Origin of the sequence: uncultured Corynebacterium sp., from assembly GCF_947253065.1 — a bacterium.
In the GTDB taxonomy this organism is placed as follows: domain Bacteria; phylum Actinomycetota; class Actinomycetes; order Mycobacteriales; family Mycobacteriaceae; genus Corynebacterium.
In genome coordinates this window covers 1-12,092 of sequence record NZ_CAMXWS010000014.1, presented here as the reverse complement: position 1 = coordinate 12,092, position 12,092 = coordinate 1, and the positions used below count along the sequence as shown (strand labels likewise).

The window sequence follows — 12,092 nt, the reverse complement described above, 5'->3', positions numbered from 1 at the left end:
TAACGTTGAGGACGTGACTGTCGCAGAAGAAGGACGCAAGCTGCGCCGCGTCGAAAAGCGCAACGCGCAGACCCCCATCGAATCTAAGCCACGCTGGATCCGCAACGCCGTCAAAACCGGTCCTGAATACGAGGACATGCGGAAGAAAGTGAAGGGGGCTTCCCTTCACACTGTGTGCCAAGAAGCTGGCTGCCCCAATATTCACGAGTGCTGGGAATCCCGCGAAGCCACCTTCCTCATCGGTGGCGCGAATTGCTCCCGTCGCTGTGATTTCTGCCAGATCAACTCTGCTAAGCCGGAGCCGCTTGATCGGGAGGAGCCGCAGCGCGTCGCGGAATCCGTCCGCGAGATGCAGTTGAACTACTCCACCATCACCGGTGTGACCCGCGATGACCTCGAAGACGAGGGCGCCTGGCTCTACGCCGAGGTCGTGCGCAAGATCCACGAGCTCAACCCACACACCGGCGTGGAAAACCTCACCCCGGACTTCTCCGGCAAGCCCGATCTACTCCAGCAGGTCTTCGAAGCTGAGCCAGAAGTCTTCGCCCACAACCTGGAGACGGTGCCACGCATCTTCAAGCGCATCCGCCCTGCCTTCCGTTATGACCGTTCCCTGGACGTCATCCGGCAGGCCCGCGACTACGGGCTGATCACCAAGTCCAACCTGATCCTCGGCATGGGTGAGACCCGCGAGGAGGTCCTCGAGGCCCTGGCAGATATGCATGATGCAGGCACCGACATCATCACGATCACCCAGTATCTGCGCCCCGGCCCGATGTACCACCCGATCGAGCGTTGGGTGAAGCCGGAAGAGTTCATCGAGTACCGCGACGCTGCCTACGACATGGGATTCGCAGCCGTCATGTCTGGCCCGCTCGTGCGCTCCTCCTACCGTGCCGGCAAGCTCTACGTCGAGGCCATGAAGTTCCACGGCCGCGAGCTGCCCGAGAACCTCAAGCACCTTGCGGAGACCTCCCAGGGCGCGACGGACCAGGAGGCAGAGACCCTGCTGAACAAGTACGGCCCGTCCAAGGAGACGCCGGTCGTGTCTGCCGGTCGCCCAGCCGTCGGTCTGGGTATGCCGGGCATCGGCGCAGACTAGCGCTAGCGACTTGGCACCTCGCTTTGGTGCCAAACCCAGCTGTTTCGATCCGGCTATTTGCTTCCAACCGTGCGAATAGCTGGATCCAAGTAGCTGGTTTTGCTTATGCCACGCTTATCGACGACAAAACAACCCCCATCTGAGATTCTCAGATGGGGGCTGAACCGTTGGTAGGCCTACCGTCTATCCCTACTTCTTTCCAGTCGGGATGTTGGAGCTGATCTTCCATGCCTCCGGGTTGTCACGGCTGTCATCGGTACCGCCGTCCTTGAACAGCGGACGGTCCAGAACGACAGACGGGATAGCGAATGCATCCACGAGCACCTCAGACCACGGGCCGAGGGAGTCGACCAGGTCGTTGATGGAAGCGCGGGCTGCCTTCACGCGGCCAGAGGACAAAACATTGTGCTCCTGGTACCAGCCAGCGTTGCGCACGATCGTGTCGAGGACGAACAGGTGACGGACCTGCTCGAAGACCTCACGCTCGGTGGAGCCGACCGGCAGGGAGCGCTCTGCCTCGATCATGGCCTGAACCATGAGGTTCTCGATGTAAGCCCATGCTGCTGCGAGCATGTGGTCCTGAGCCTTGTCGATGACCTTTGCGCCCTCTTCACGGGACAGCTTGCGTGCGCCCTGAATACGACGGATCAGTGCGCGCATGACCAGCTGCTCGCGGAGCTGGACGACCTTCAGCTGGTAGTCCGCATCGAACAAGGATGCTTCCTCACCGGAGAAGGTGTCCACCACGGACTGGACGGTAGCGCCCAGGCCAGCGCGACTGCGGAAGATATCGGTCACGTTGGTGGCCGCGAACTTCACGATGTCCATTGCGGACGGATTAGCCATCTCGCTGGTGTATGCGGTGAGCAGGTTCTTGCCAGCCAGCTGCAGCAAGACGGTGTTGTCACCCTCGAAGGTGTTGTACACGTCGGTGTCAGCACGGTAGGTGGTCAGGAGGTTCTCCGACATGAAGCCTGCACCACCACATGCCTCACGGCACTCCTGGATGGTGTCGGTTGCGTGTTCGGTAGCAACAGCCTTGAACGCTGCGGCCAGAGTCTCCATCTCGCGGGAAGCAAGTGCCTGCGCCTTGGTCGGGTTGGTCACGGACCACTCACCGGATGCCTGACGCGCCGTCTGGTCAGCGTAACGCTGGGTCAGCTGGTTCTGAAGCAGCTGGATAGCGTAGGAGCGTGCCAGCGGAATGATCAGGCGACGACGGTGCTGACGGTAATCAATCAGCTTGTCTTCCTGACCAGTATCGCCGTAGTCGAACTGACGGCGCTGGTGAGCGTACTTCAGAGCGATCGCCAGGGAGGACTTGGTAGCACCTGCACCTGCTGCACCGACTGCGATGCGGCCACGGATCAGGGTGCCCAGCATGGTGAAGAAGCGACGGTTCTTCGAATCGATCGGAGAGGTGTAGTTGCCCTCCTCGTCCACGTCACCGAACTGGTTCAGAAGAGCCTCACGCGGGATGCGGACGTTGTCGAAGGTCAGGGTGCCGTTGTCCACGCCGAGCAGGCCGCCCTTGTGGCCGTGGTCGCCGATCTTGACACCCTCGACCGGGGAGCCGTCCTCCTCACGGATGCGAACGACGAAGCAGTGCACGCCGTGCGATTCCTCCACACCCGGGGTGTAGAGCTGAGCGAAGACTGCGGACCAGCGGCCGTCACGAGCGGTGTTACCGATGTAGACCTTGGTAGCCGACGGTGTCGGGGAGTTGATGATGAACTCCTGGGTCTTCGGGTCGTACGTCGCCGTGGTCTCCAGATCCTGGACATTGGAGCCGTGGCCGCGCTCAGTCATGCCATAGGAGCCGAGCTTGGACAGATCCATTGCGCCCTGCGCGTATTCGCGGTGACGCTCGGTGCCCAACACGTCAACAGCGCCGCCCCACAGGCCGAACTGCACGCCGGACTTAATCGCCAGCGAACCGTTGAACTGACCCAGCAGGTCCAGGCCCAGGATGCCAATGTGCGCTTCACCAGAGCCACCATTCGCCTTGGAGAATGCGGTCTGCATCATGCCGGAGGTGGCCACCATCTTGACCTTCTCCAGCAGTGCTGCGCGGATCTCCTCGACGGAGCCCTCGATCATCGGCAGTGCTTCTTCGCGGTTGAGCTGCTCGCGAATGTTGTCCTTCTCTGCGGCCCACGGTCCGTCGAGAAGCGTCTTCAGCTTGTCACCAACTACCGCATCCGGCGTGGTCGGCAGTGCCTTCGGGGAGCGGGATTCCGGCTTAGCCTTGCGGCTCTTCTCCTCTACAGAGGTCATAGTGTCCTTCTTTCCTTGAGGTGGTGTGAGTGAGGATTAACGCTCGACGATCGCGACGACGCCCTGACCGCCTGCTGCACAGATCGAGATCAGGGTGCGGCCGCCGCCGTTTTCTTCCAGCTTCTTCGCCGCGGAAGCAAGAATGCGTGCACCGGTTGCTGCGAACGGGTGGCCAGCTGCCAGCGAGGAGCCATTGACGTTCAGCTTGGAACGGTCGATAGCACCCAGCGGCGCGTCCAGGCCGAGACGTTCGCGGCAGTAGGTCTCGTCTTCCCATGCCTTCAGCGTTGCCAGAACCTGGGAAGCGAATGCCTCGTGGATCTCGTAGAAGTCGAAGTCCTGCAGCGTCAGGCCGTTGCGCTCCAGCAGACGCGGAACAGCATAGGTCGGAGCCATCAGCAGGCCGTCCTTGCCGGACACGAAGTCCACTGCGGCGAGCTCGGAGTCGACCAGGTATGCCTTGACCGGCAGGTTCTGCTCCTTTGCCCACTCTTCGGAGGCGAGGAGGACTGCCGCAGCACCGTCGGTAAGCGGGGTCGAGTTACCAGCGGTCATGGTTGCGGTGCCGCCGTGCTGCTCTGCGTCCTTCTTGCCAAAGACCGGCTTCAGCTTGGACAACTTCTCCACGGTGGAATCCGGGCGCAGGTTGGTGTCGCGGTTGACACCCAAGAACGGAGTCATCAGGTCGTTGAAGAAGCCCTCGTCGTACGCACGAGCCAGGTTCTGGTGCGACGTTGCTGCCAGCTCGTCCTGTGCCTCACGGGTGATCTCCATCTCGCGTGCGGTGATTGCAGCGTGGTCACCCATTGACAGACCGGTGCGTGGCTCGCCGTTCTGCGGCTGCTCCGGCGCCAGCTGGTTCGGACGGATGGAACCAACGAGCTTCAGCTGGTCCTTCGTGGACTTCGCGTTGGAGAGACGAATGAGCGTCTTACGCAAAGTGTCATTGACAGCCAGCGGAGCATCCGAAGTGGTGTCCGCACCGCAAGCGACACCGCTTTCAATACGGCCGAGCGCAATTGCGTCAGCGACCTGGATAGCGGAGGTCAACGAGGTACCGCAGGCGTGCTGAATGTCGAATGCCGGGGTCGTGGAAGCCAGCTCAGAGCCCAGAACGGACTCACGGACCAGGTTGAAGTCGCGTGCGTGCTTGAGCACCGCACCGCCGACGACAAGACCCAGCTCCTCATCCTGGAGACCGTAACGTGCCACAAGACCGTTGAGGGCCGAGGTCAGCATGTCCTGGTTAGAGGCGTTCGCGTACTCCTTATTGGAACGGGCGAACGGGATACGGTTTCCACCGAGGATGGCTACTTTGCGGGGTTGATTCATGCTTATCTCCTGCAGATCCGATCTACCTCACGGCGGGTAACTGCTGTTCAGTCCCTCACCGCAAGAATTTTGTTTGACACTTTACAAAGTTTGGACTTTGTAAGGTTCGTCACGATTGCGATCTTATAATAGTATCCGACACAGAGCTACCGAATTAGAACGGTCGCTGTTGCCAAAAAAGAAGGAGAAAATTGTGGCATCGAAAGGCCTCCTCGAACAGTTCATCAACTCCCCGCTCGCAGCCAAGGCTGGCGTCCCCCAGGGTTACCCCCTCCGCCGCTACAAGCAGGGTGAGGCTCTTCTCCACGGCCCCGTCGTCGTCGGCGGCAATGGCCGTCTGGCTGATCAGCTGACTCCGCTGCTCGACGGCCCGTACAAGCTGATCAAGGCTGAGGCTGACACCAAGCGCGCCGGCATCGTCTTCGACGCAACCGACCTGGAGAAGCCGGAGGATCTCGTTGGGCTGTACGACTTCTTCAACCCGCAGCTGAAGAAGGTGCTGGACAACGCACGCCTCGTCGTCATCGGCACGACACCCGAGCTTATCGACGATGCGGATGCACGCATCGCCGCTCGCGCTCTCGAGGGCTTCACTCGTTCCCTGGCTAAGGAAATGCGTAAGTCCGCTACCGTCCAGCTGGTCTACGTCGATCCGGAGATCGATGGCTCCAAGCTCGACAAGGTGGAGTCCACCCTGCGCTTCCTGCTGTCCGGCAAGTCCGCATTCGTTGACGCACAGGTCATCCGCGTCACCCCGGTTGATGTGAAGCTGCCGGAGAACTGGGACAAGCCACTCGAGGGTCGTCTCGCTGTTGTGACCGGTGCTGCCCGCGGCATCGGCGCAACCATCGCTGAGACCCTGGCACGCGATGGTGCGCAGGTCATCTGCGTGGACATCCCGCAGGCTGGTGAGGGTCTCGCCGAGACCGCTAACAAGGTCAAGGGCACTGCCCTGCCGCTGGACGTGACTGACCCGAAGGCTGCCGAAGAAATCGCTAAGCATGCCCAGGACCGCTACGGCCGCAAGATCGACACCATCGTCCACAACGCAGGTGTCACCCGCGACAAGCTGCTGGTCAACATGGATGAGGGCCGTTGGAACATGGTCCAGAACATCAACCTGGTCGCACCGGTCCGCATCACCGAGGCACTGCTTGATGCTGATGCATTCGCTGAGAACCCGGCCATCGTTGGCGTGTCCTCCATGGCAGGTATCGCTGGTAACCGTGGCCAGACCAACTACGCCACCACCAAGGCAGGCGTTGTCGGTTTCGTTGATGCACTGGCTGAGCGCATCGCTGCACTCGGCGGTTCCATCAATGCTGTCGCACCAGGCTTCATCGAGACCGACATGACCGCTGCTATGCCGTTCGGCCCGCGTGAGGTCGGCCGTCGTCTGAACTCCCTGAACCAGGGTGGCCAGCCGGTCGACGTTGCTGAGACCGTCGCGTACTTCTCCGCGCCGTCCTCTGTGGCTGTCAATGGCAACACCGTCCGCGTCTGCGGCCAGAACCTGCTGGGAGCGTAATACACAATGACTGAAGCTGTACGCCAGTACGAGACACTGAAGAATATCCCGGATCTGAAGGCGATCAACCGAAAGATCTTCCTCAGCGCCATCCCCGGTGTCGGCGGTACCCGCGAGGCAAAGCAGGATCCGACCTCCGCGATTCAGGTCAGCGGTGTGAAGGTAGACAAGAAGAACCTGGCTGATTACACCAGCGCAACTGGTCTGCGTTTGGGCAATGAGCTCCCGCCGACCTACTTCTTCGTCCTGTCCTTCCCGTTGGTCATGGAGCTGCTGTCCCGCCCGGACTTCCCGTACGCGGCTATGGGCGCGGTTCACGTGACCAACGTGATTGAGCAGACCCGCACGCTCACGGTGGATGAGAGCTACACCATCCGTTCCCACGGTGAGAACCTCCGTCCGCACCGCCGCGGCCTGCTGGTGGACGTAGTCACCGAGATCTTCCCGGATGGGGAGACTTCTGGTGAGCCCGTGTGGCGTCAGACCTCGACCTTTTTGGGCATGGGCGCGAAGTTCGCTAAGTCCGCAGATGTCAACGTGACCACTCGCGGTGAGGACAGCGGCAAGGTCCTGCCCAAGCCGGAACTGCCGGAGTTCAAGCCAAATGCACGCTGGCGTTGGACGGGCTCTGATGTCAACGCTTATGTTGAGGCCTCCAATGACCACAACCCGATCCACACCTCCAACCTGGGTGCGAAGCTGTTCGGGTTCCCGGCGCGCATTGCCCACGGCATGTACTCCGCGGCAGCTGTTCTGGCTCCGCTGGAGGGACGTCTGCCGGAGGCATTCCGCTACTCCGTGGAATTCGTCAAGCCCGTGGTTATCCCAACGCAGGTCGCGCTGTGGACCATCGAAGAGGAAGACGGTTCCTACGACATTCAGCTGCGTGGCTCGTCGAAGCCGGACAAACTGCACCTCAATGCTGAGCTGAAGCCGCTGTAAGACAATCGGTTTAGCCACCTCCCCCACCAACGGCCCGAAAACAATCAGGCGTGTTGGTGGGGTTTTCTCCTGGGTGCCATTGCTCGATGCCACCAGCTCTTCGATAATGTGGTGACCATGGCAAAGGACAAACAGGCAAGTGCCGCCGCTAAATCCATGAAGAAACAGCAGCGCGCGGCGAAGCGTGCGAAGCGCTCGCAGACCCGTAAGCAGATCTGGCAGGCGTTCAATCTTCAGCGCAAGCGCGACAAGATGCTGATTCCGCTGATGCTGCTCGCCATTCTGGGTGTGGGCTTGGTGTTCTTCCTCATCGGCCTGCTGTTCAATGGCCAGTGGTTCCTACTGCCGATTGGTCTGCTCTTTGGCTTCATGCTGGCCATGTTCATCTTCACTCGTCGCCTCGAAGGGTCGATGTATGACGAGGTGGGCGATACTCCGGGCGCTGCTGGTTGGACGCTTGAGAATATGCGCAACACGATGGGCATCGTCTGGCTGACTAAGACGGGCGTTGCTGCGAATCCGCAGATGGATACTGTTCACCGCGTGGTGGGCAACCCTGGTGTCGTGCTCGTCGGTGAGGGCGACCCGAAGCGTCTGAAGCCGATGATGGAGCGGGAGCGCAAGCGCGTCGATCGCCTCGTTGCTGGTGTCCCTATCCACGAGGTGCTCGTCGGTTCGCAGGAGGGCCAGATCCCGCCGAAGAAGCTGCAGCGCCATTTGCTGAAGTTGCCGAAGAATTATCAGAAGAACGAGGTTTACTCGATCAACGCCAAGCTCGAGGCGATGGATAATATTCGCGGTGGCCAGCGCGCAGGCCTGCCCAAGGGGCCGATGCCGCACCAGGCACAGAATATGGCGGGCATGAACCGCAAGATGCGCCGCATGCAGCAGCGCAAGGGGAATTAAAAAGAATTTCTAAGCTTCAAATCCGCTCGTTAGCCGTGCTGGCTACGAGCGGATTACTGCTGTGCCGGTCGCGCGGTCGTGCATGCCACGACCATCCGGATCGACGATCGCTGCCGGGAAGATGAAGCCAGTCAAGATAGTGCGCACTGCAGCACGCCAAAAGCCGACGGTCTCGCCAGGCTTATCGACGCGCGCAACGCCCATCCCCAGCACCGCCATTCCCGGCGTACGGGCGAACAGCCAACCACTGATAATGCCCAGCACCAACCACAGAAGGTAGGTCAACGTCGCTGTGCCGCCGAAAATATCGGTATTCATCACGATGAATCCGGCGATCGCCCAGCAGATGGCCCAGTCGATCAACACACCAATCGCACGGCGCATGACCGAAGCCATTGCGCCACTGCCCGACTGAGGCAAACCGAGGTGCTCGCCTGGCCAACGTCCAACCATGTACTCGGCATCAGAATTTCCTGCTGAGCGGGGTGAGGTGCCCGAAGAATCATTACCGCGCTGTGCGTTTCCCATGCTTGCCAAGGATAGATCAGTCGCTTTCTATTCCGAACTCTCGCTCAAAGCGTTGTGTCGGAGTTTGATGAATATCACGTGATTTGTTCGGCCCAACACCCCCACGGAGGCAAGGGTTTTCCATGTACGATCGTTTGAAGCACCCTATCTGTACTCAAGGAGTTTTACCCGTGGGCTTTGAAAACATCCAAGACACTATGAAGTTCATCAAGGACGAGAACGTTGAGTTCGTTGACGTCCGCTTCACGGATGTTCCCGGCATTGAGCACCACTTCAGCATCCCGGCTTCCATGTTCGACGAGGACGCTGTCGAGGAAGGCCTCGCATTCGACGGTTCGTCGATCCGCGGCTTCACTACTGTCGACGAATCCGACATGATTCTGCTGCCGGACCTCGCCACCGCGCAGGTCGACCCGTTCCGCAAGGCAAAAACCCTGAACGTGAAGTTCTTCGTCAACGATCCGTTCACCCACGAGGCGTTTTCCCGCGATCCGCGCAATGTCGCGCTGAAGGCGGAGGAGTACCTCGGGTCGACCGGCATCGCCGACACTTGCTTCTTCGGCGCTGAGGCGGAGTTCTACCTGTTCGATTCCGTCCGCTACTCTGCCGAGGCCCACAAGTCGTTTTACGAGGTGGACTCCATCGAGGGCTGGTGGAACCGCGACCGCGAGCTGGAAATCGATGGCACTCCGAACCTGGGCAACAAGACCCGCATGCAGGGCGGCTACTTCCCTGTCCCGCCGTACGACCAGACGCTAGATGTCCGCGACGACATGGCGCTGCACCTGGCAAAGGCCGGTTTCGAGATCGAGCGTTTCCACCACGAGGTGGGCTCCGGCGGACAGCAGGAGATCAACTACAAGTTCAACACCCTGCTGCACGCGGCGGATGACCTGCAGACATTCAAATACATCATCAAGAACACCGCCAAGAAGTGGGGCAAGACCGCGACGTTTATGCCCAAGCCGCTGGCAGGTGAGGCTGGTTCGGGCATGCACGCCCACCAGTCTCTGTGGAAGGACGGCGAGCCGCTGTTCTACGACGAGTCCGGTTACGGCGGCCTGTCCGATATCGCCCGTTTCTACATCGGCGGCATCTTGCACCACGCTGGCGCTGTCCTGGCTTTCACCAACCCGACGCTGAACTCCTACCACCGCCTGGTGCCGGGCTTCGAGGCTCCAATCAACCTCGTGTACTCCCAGCGCAACCGCTCCGCGACGATCCGTATCCCGATCACGGGCTCCAACCCGAAGGCGAAGCGCATCGAGTTCCGCGCGCCGGACCCGTCTGGCAACCCGTACCTCGGCTTCGCCGCGATGATGATGGCTGGCCTGGACGGTGTGAAGAACCGCATCGAGCCGCACGAGCCGGTGGACAAGGACCTCTACGAGCTCCCGCCGGAGGAGGCTAAGGCCATCCCGCAGGCACCGACCTCGCTCGAGGCTGCCCTGGCTGCGCTGGAGGAGGACCACGACTTCCTCACCGAAGGCGACGTCTTTACCGACGACCTGATTGAGACCTACATCAAGCTCAAGCACGACAACGAGATCACCCCGTCGCGCATGGGCCCGACGCCGCTGGAGTACGAAATGTACTTCGACGTCTAAAGCGCCGATAGCACCGTAGCGCTAAAACCTCGAGCGACCCGCGCTACTGCATGTGTTGCAGTGACGTGGGTCGCTTTGGTTTTTCCACCCCTATGACGCGGGATTAACATATCGCCCGTGACTGATAAGTTCCGCCAGCTGCCCCCACCTGGCCCGGCTTGGGGTGGCAGTCTCATGGGTACATCGATTGTGGCTCGACTGCTCGTCGAGAAGCACATGATGCTTGGAGCCGGCATCTTTGCTGCGATCGCGTGCGTGATTTTTGTTGTGCTCGTGGCGGGTTTTGCCCGTTACCGCACGCCGAGCTTCGGGCGCACCACGATGGCGGAATGGTCGATGTTCTTCATCGGTATTTTGGCGCTCGGCGCTGCACTCTCGGGCTTGACTGGTGAGGGTGTTTATCGCCTCATCGGGTTCTGGATCGGCGCCCCTGCCACCGTGATCACGTGGGGTATCCAGCTCACCCGGTTTGATGGCGCACCGCGTTTCACGTGGGGTTTGCCGCTGGTCGGACCGATGATTTCTGCGTCTGTCGCTGGTTGGCTCGCCCGTGATTATGGGCATGTTTACCACACGATGGGCACGGTGCTTTTCGCAATGTCGCTGTGTACGGCCGTGCCGTTGTTCATTCATGTGTACTGGGCAACGTGGCACCGCAAGGTGGATCTGCGCGGGCCAAATTCGGCGACCGCGTGGGTGCCTTTGGGCGTGATCGGGCAATCGACCACCGCGATGCAGATCCTCTATCCCGGGCAAGTCTCGGTCATCTACGGCCTGATCGCGCTGGGCATCGCGATTCCTTTGGCGCTGTTCGCCATGTTCACGTTCTATCCGAATGTCGCACGCTGGGTGGACTACTCCCCCGCCTGGTGGGCGTGCACATTCCCGCCGGGCACGATCAGCATGGGTGGCCACCAGCTGGCATTGGTCAACGGTTCGCATTGGCTCGATGTTGTCGCGCTGAGTATTCCCGCGCTGCTCATCGTCCACTGGTCGCTGTGCTCTGCCCGCTTCATCAGTTGGAGGATTGAAGGCCGCAAACAAGCTGGTACGAACTAGCTTCGGGGGCTCCCCGGTGTTGGTTCCACGCCTTCTATAGCATTGGGGAAGTCTTGTTTTCAGCGCTTAGGAGGCATTCATGACCACTCCGAATACGCCCGGGCAGCAGCCCGCCACACAACAGTGGGGTGCGCCGCAGCAGACCTCGTATCAGTGGGGGCAGCAAGCCCCGTACCCCGCGGCAGCGCCGGCACAGCCGCGCAGGCAGGTGTCTTTGCCGTGGTGGCCAACCTGGGCAACGCTCGGTCTGTTTTTGCTCACGCTGATTGGTAGCTTCTTCCGCTTCAGCACCGTGCGCACGTATATCGGGCAGACGCTTATCGACGAACTCGGCCTCGGCGACATCGGCCTCGACCTCGGCGACTCATTGGGCTCGGTGACGGTGGGTATGTCTTGGTGGGGCAATTTCACCATGGAAGGCTCCGGCATGGGCTCGCTGGCAATGGAGAACCAAGATGAGGTCCTCTCAGATCCTGATCTGCAAATGGTGATGGTCATGTTCGCCGTGATCACTGCCCTGGTTTTGGTGTGCTACGGCATCGCATTGATTCTGGGCTTCTTCAAGAAGAATCTGGCGATGGTCATCGTTGGCATGGTCGCGGTTCTCACGCAGGCGCTGGCGCTCGTCATGGTGGCTGTTGGCCAGGGCAGTGCGCTGGAAGAGGTAGGCGAAGCAGGCGAGGTTTCCTTGGAAGCTGGGTTCTGGATCTGGCTGGCAGCAGCCGTGGCAGGACTCGTGGTGTTCATCCTTGCTTTGGTGCTGCGCCGCGGCCAGAAGAACCAGCCGATGCAGCAGTACCAGCAGCAGCAG

At 60.6% G+C, this 12,092-nt stretch carries 10 protein-coding genes; 7 read left to right on the top strand and 3 right to left on the bottom strand.

Annotation, left to right across the window (positions count from 1 at the left end):
- Positions 1-13 precede the first annotated feature (13 nt).
- Positions 14-1,102, top strand: coding sequence for a lipoyl synthase (gene lipA / locus Q0X21_RS05090; RefSeq protein WP_297850695.1), 1,089 nt, complete (start codon positions 14-16; stop codon positions 1,100-1,102).
- Positions 1,103-1,291: 189 nt separating this feature from the next.
- Here lipA and Q0X21_RS05085 read toward each other — a convergent pair whose 3' ends face one another.
- Both Q0X21_RS05085 and Q0X21_RS05080 read right to left on the bottom strand, forming a co-directional pair.
- Positions 1,292-3,379: an acyl-CoA dehydrogenase family protein gene (locus tag Q0X21_RS05085; RefSeq protein ID WP_297850694.1), complete on the bottom strand. Its 2,088-nt coding sequence runs from the start codon at positions 3,377-3,379 to the stop codon at positions 1,292-1,294.
- Between the two features lie 36 nt (positions 3,380-3,415).
- Positions 3,416-4,717: an acetyl-CoA C-acetyltransferase gene (locus tag Q0X21_RS05080; RefSeq protein WP_297850744.1), complete on the bottom strand. Its 1,302-nt coding sequence runs from the start codon at positions 4,715-4,717 to the stop codon at positions 3,416-3,418.
- A gap of 187 nt (positions 4,718-4,904) precedes the next feature.
- On the opposite strand from Q0X21_RS05080, the gene Q0X21_RS05075 reads away from it, so the two are divergent.
- The 3 genes from Q0X21_RS05075 to Q0X21_RS05065 all read left to right on the top strand — a co-directional run bounded on the left by Q0X21_RS05075 (position 4,905) and on the right by Q0X21_RS05065 (position 8,087).
- The gene (locus tag Q0X21_RS05075) at positions 4,905-6,239 is read left to right on the top strand and encodes a 3-oxoacyl-ACP reductase (protein ID WP_297850693.1); all 1,335 of its coding nucleotides are present in this window, start codon (positions 4,905-4,907) and stop codon (positions 6,237-6,239) included.
- Positions 6,240-6,245: 6 nt separating this feature from the next.
- Positions 6,246-7,181 carry a MaoC/PaaZ C-terminal domain-containing protein gene (locus Q0X21_RS05070; RefSeq protein WP_297850692.1) on the top strand — a complete coding sequence of 312 codons (936 nt, stop codon included), beginning with the start codon at positions 6,246-6,248 and terminating at the stop codon, positions 7,179-7,181.
- Between the two features lie 117 nt (positions 7,182-7,298).
- Complete coding sequence (locus tag Q0X21_RS05065; RefSeq protein ID WP_297850691.1) at positions 7,299-8,087, top strand: DUF4191 domain-containing protein; 789 nt, start codon at positions 7,299-7,301, stop codon at positions 8,085-8,087.
- A 42-nt stretch (positions 8,088-8,129) separates the two neighbouring features.
- On the opposite strand, the gene Q0X21_RS05060 is transcribed toward Q0X21_RS05065, so the two are convergent.
- Positions 8,130-8,540, bottom strand: coding sequence for an RDD family protein (locus tag Q0X21_RS05060; RefSeq protein WP_297850741.1), 411 nt, complete (start codon positions 8,538-8,540; stop codon positions 8,130-8,132).
- 245 nt (positions 8,541-8,785) lie between these two features.
- Between Q0X21_RS05060 and glnA the strand changes: the two genes are divergently transcribed.
- The 3 genes from glnA to Q0X21_RS05045 form a co-directional block, all read left to right on the top strand.
- Positions 8,786-10,222 carry a type I glutamate--ammonia ligase gene (glnA, locus tag Q0X21_RS05055; RefSeq protein ID WP_297850690.1) on the top strand — a complete coding sequence of 479 codons (1,437 nt, stop codon included), beginning with the start codon at positions 8,786-8,788 and terminating at the stop codon, positions 10,220-10,222.
- Between the two features lie 117 nt (positions 10,223-10,339).
- Complete coding sequence (locus Q0X21_RS05050; protein ID WP_297850689.1) at positions 10,340-11,281, top strand: TDT family transporter; 942 nt, start codon at positions 10,340-10,342, stop codon at positions 11,279-11,281.
- A 79-nt stretch (positions 11,282-11,360) separates the two neighbouring features.
- The coding region (locus tag Q0X21_RS05045) for a hypothetical protein (protein ID WP_297850688.1) at positions 11,361-12,092 on the top strand (732 nt) is incomplete at its 3' end.

What these genes read in the sequence shown, in the direction of transcription:
- Q0X21_RS05060 (WP_297850741.1), bottom strand. Translation starts at nt 8,540, where the DNA reads ATGGTTGGACGTTGGCCAGGCGAGCACCTCGGTTTGCCTCAGTCGGGC.
- Q0X21_RS05085 (WP_297850694.1), bottom strand. Translation starts at nt 3,379, where the DNA reads ATGACCTCTGTAGAGGAGAAGAGCCGCAAGGCTAAGCCGGAATCCCGC.
- Q0X21_RS05070 (WP_297850692.1), top strand. Translation starts at nt 6,246, where the DNA reads ATGACTGAAGCTGTACGCCAGTACGAGACACTGAAGAATATCCCGGAT.
- Q0X21_RS05065 (WP_297850691.1), top strand. Translation starts at nt 7,299, where the DNA reads ATGGCAAAGGACAAACAGGCAAGTGCCGCCGCTAAATCCATGAAGAAA.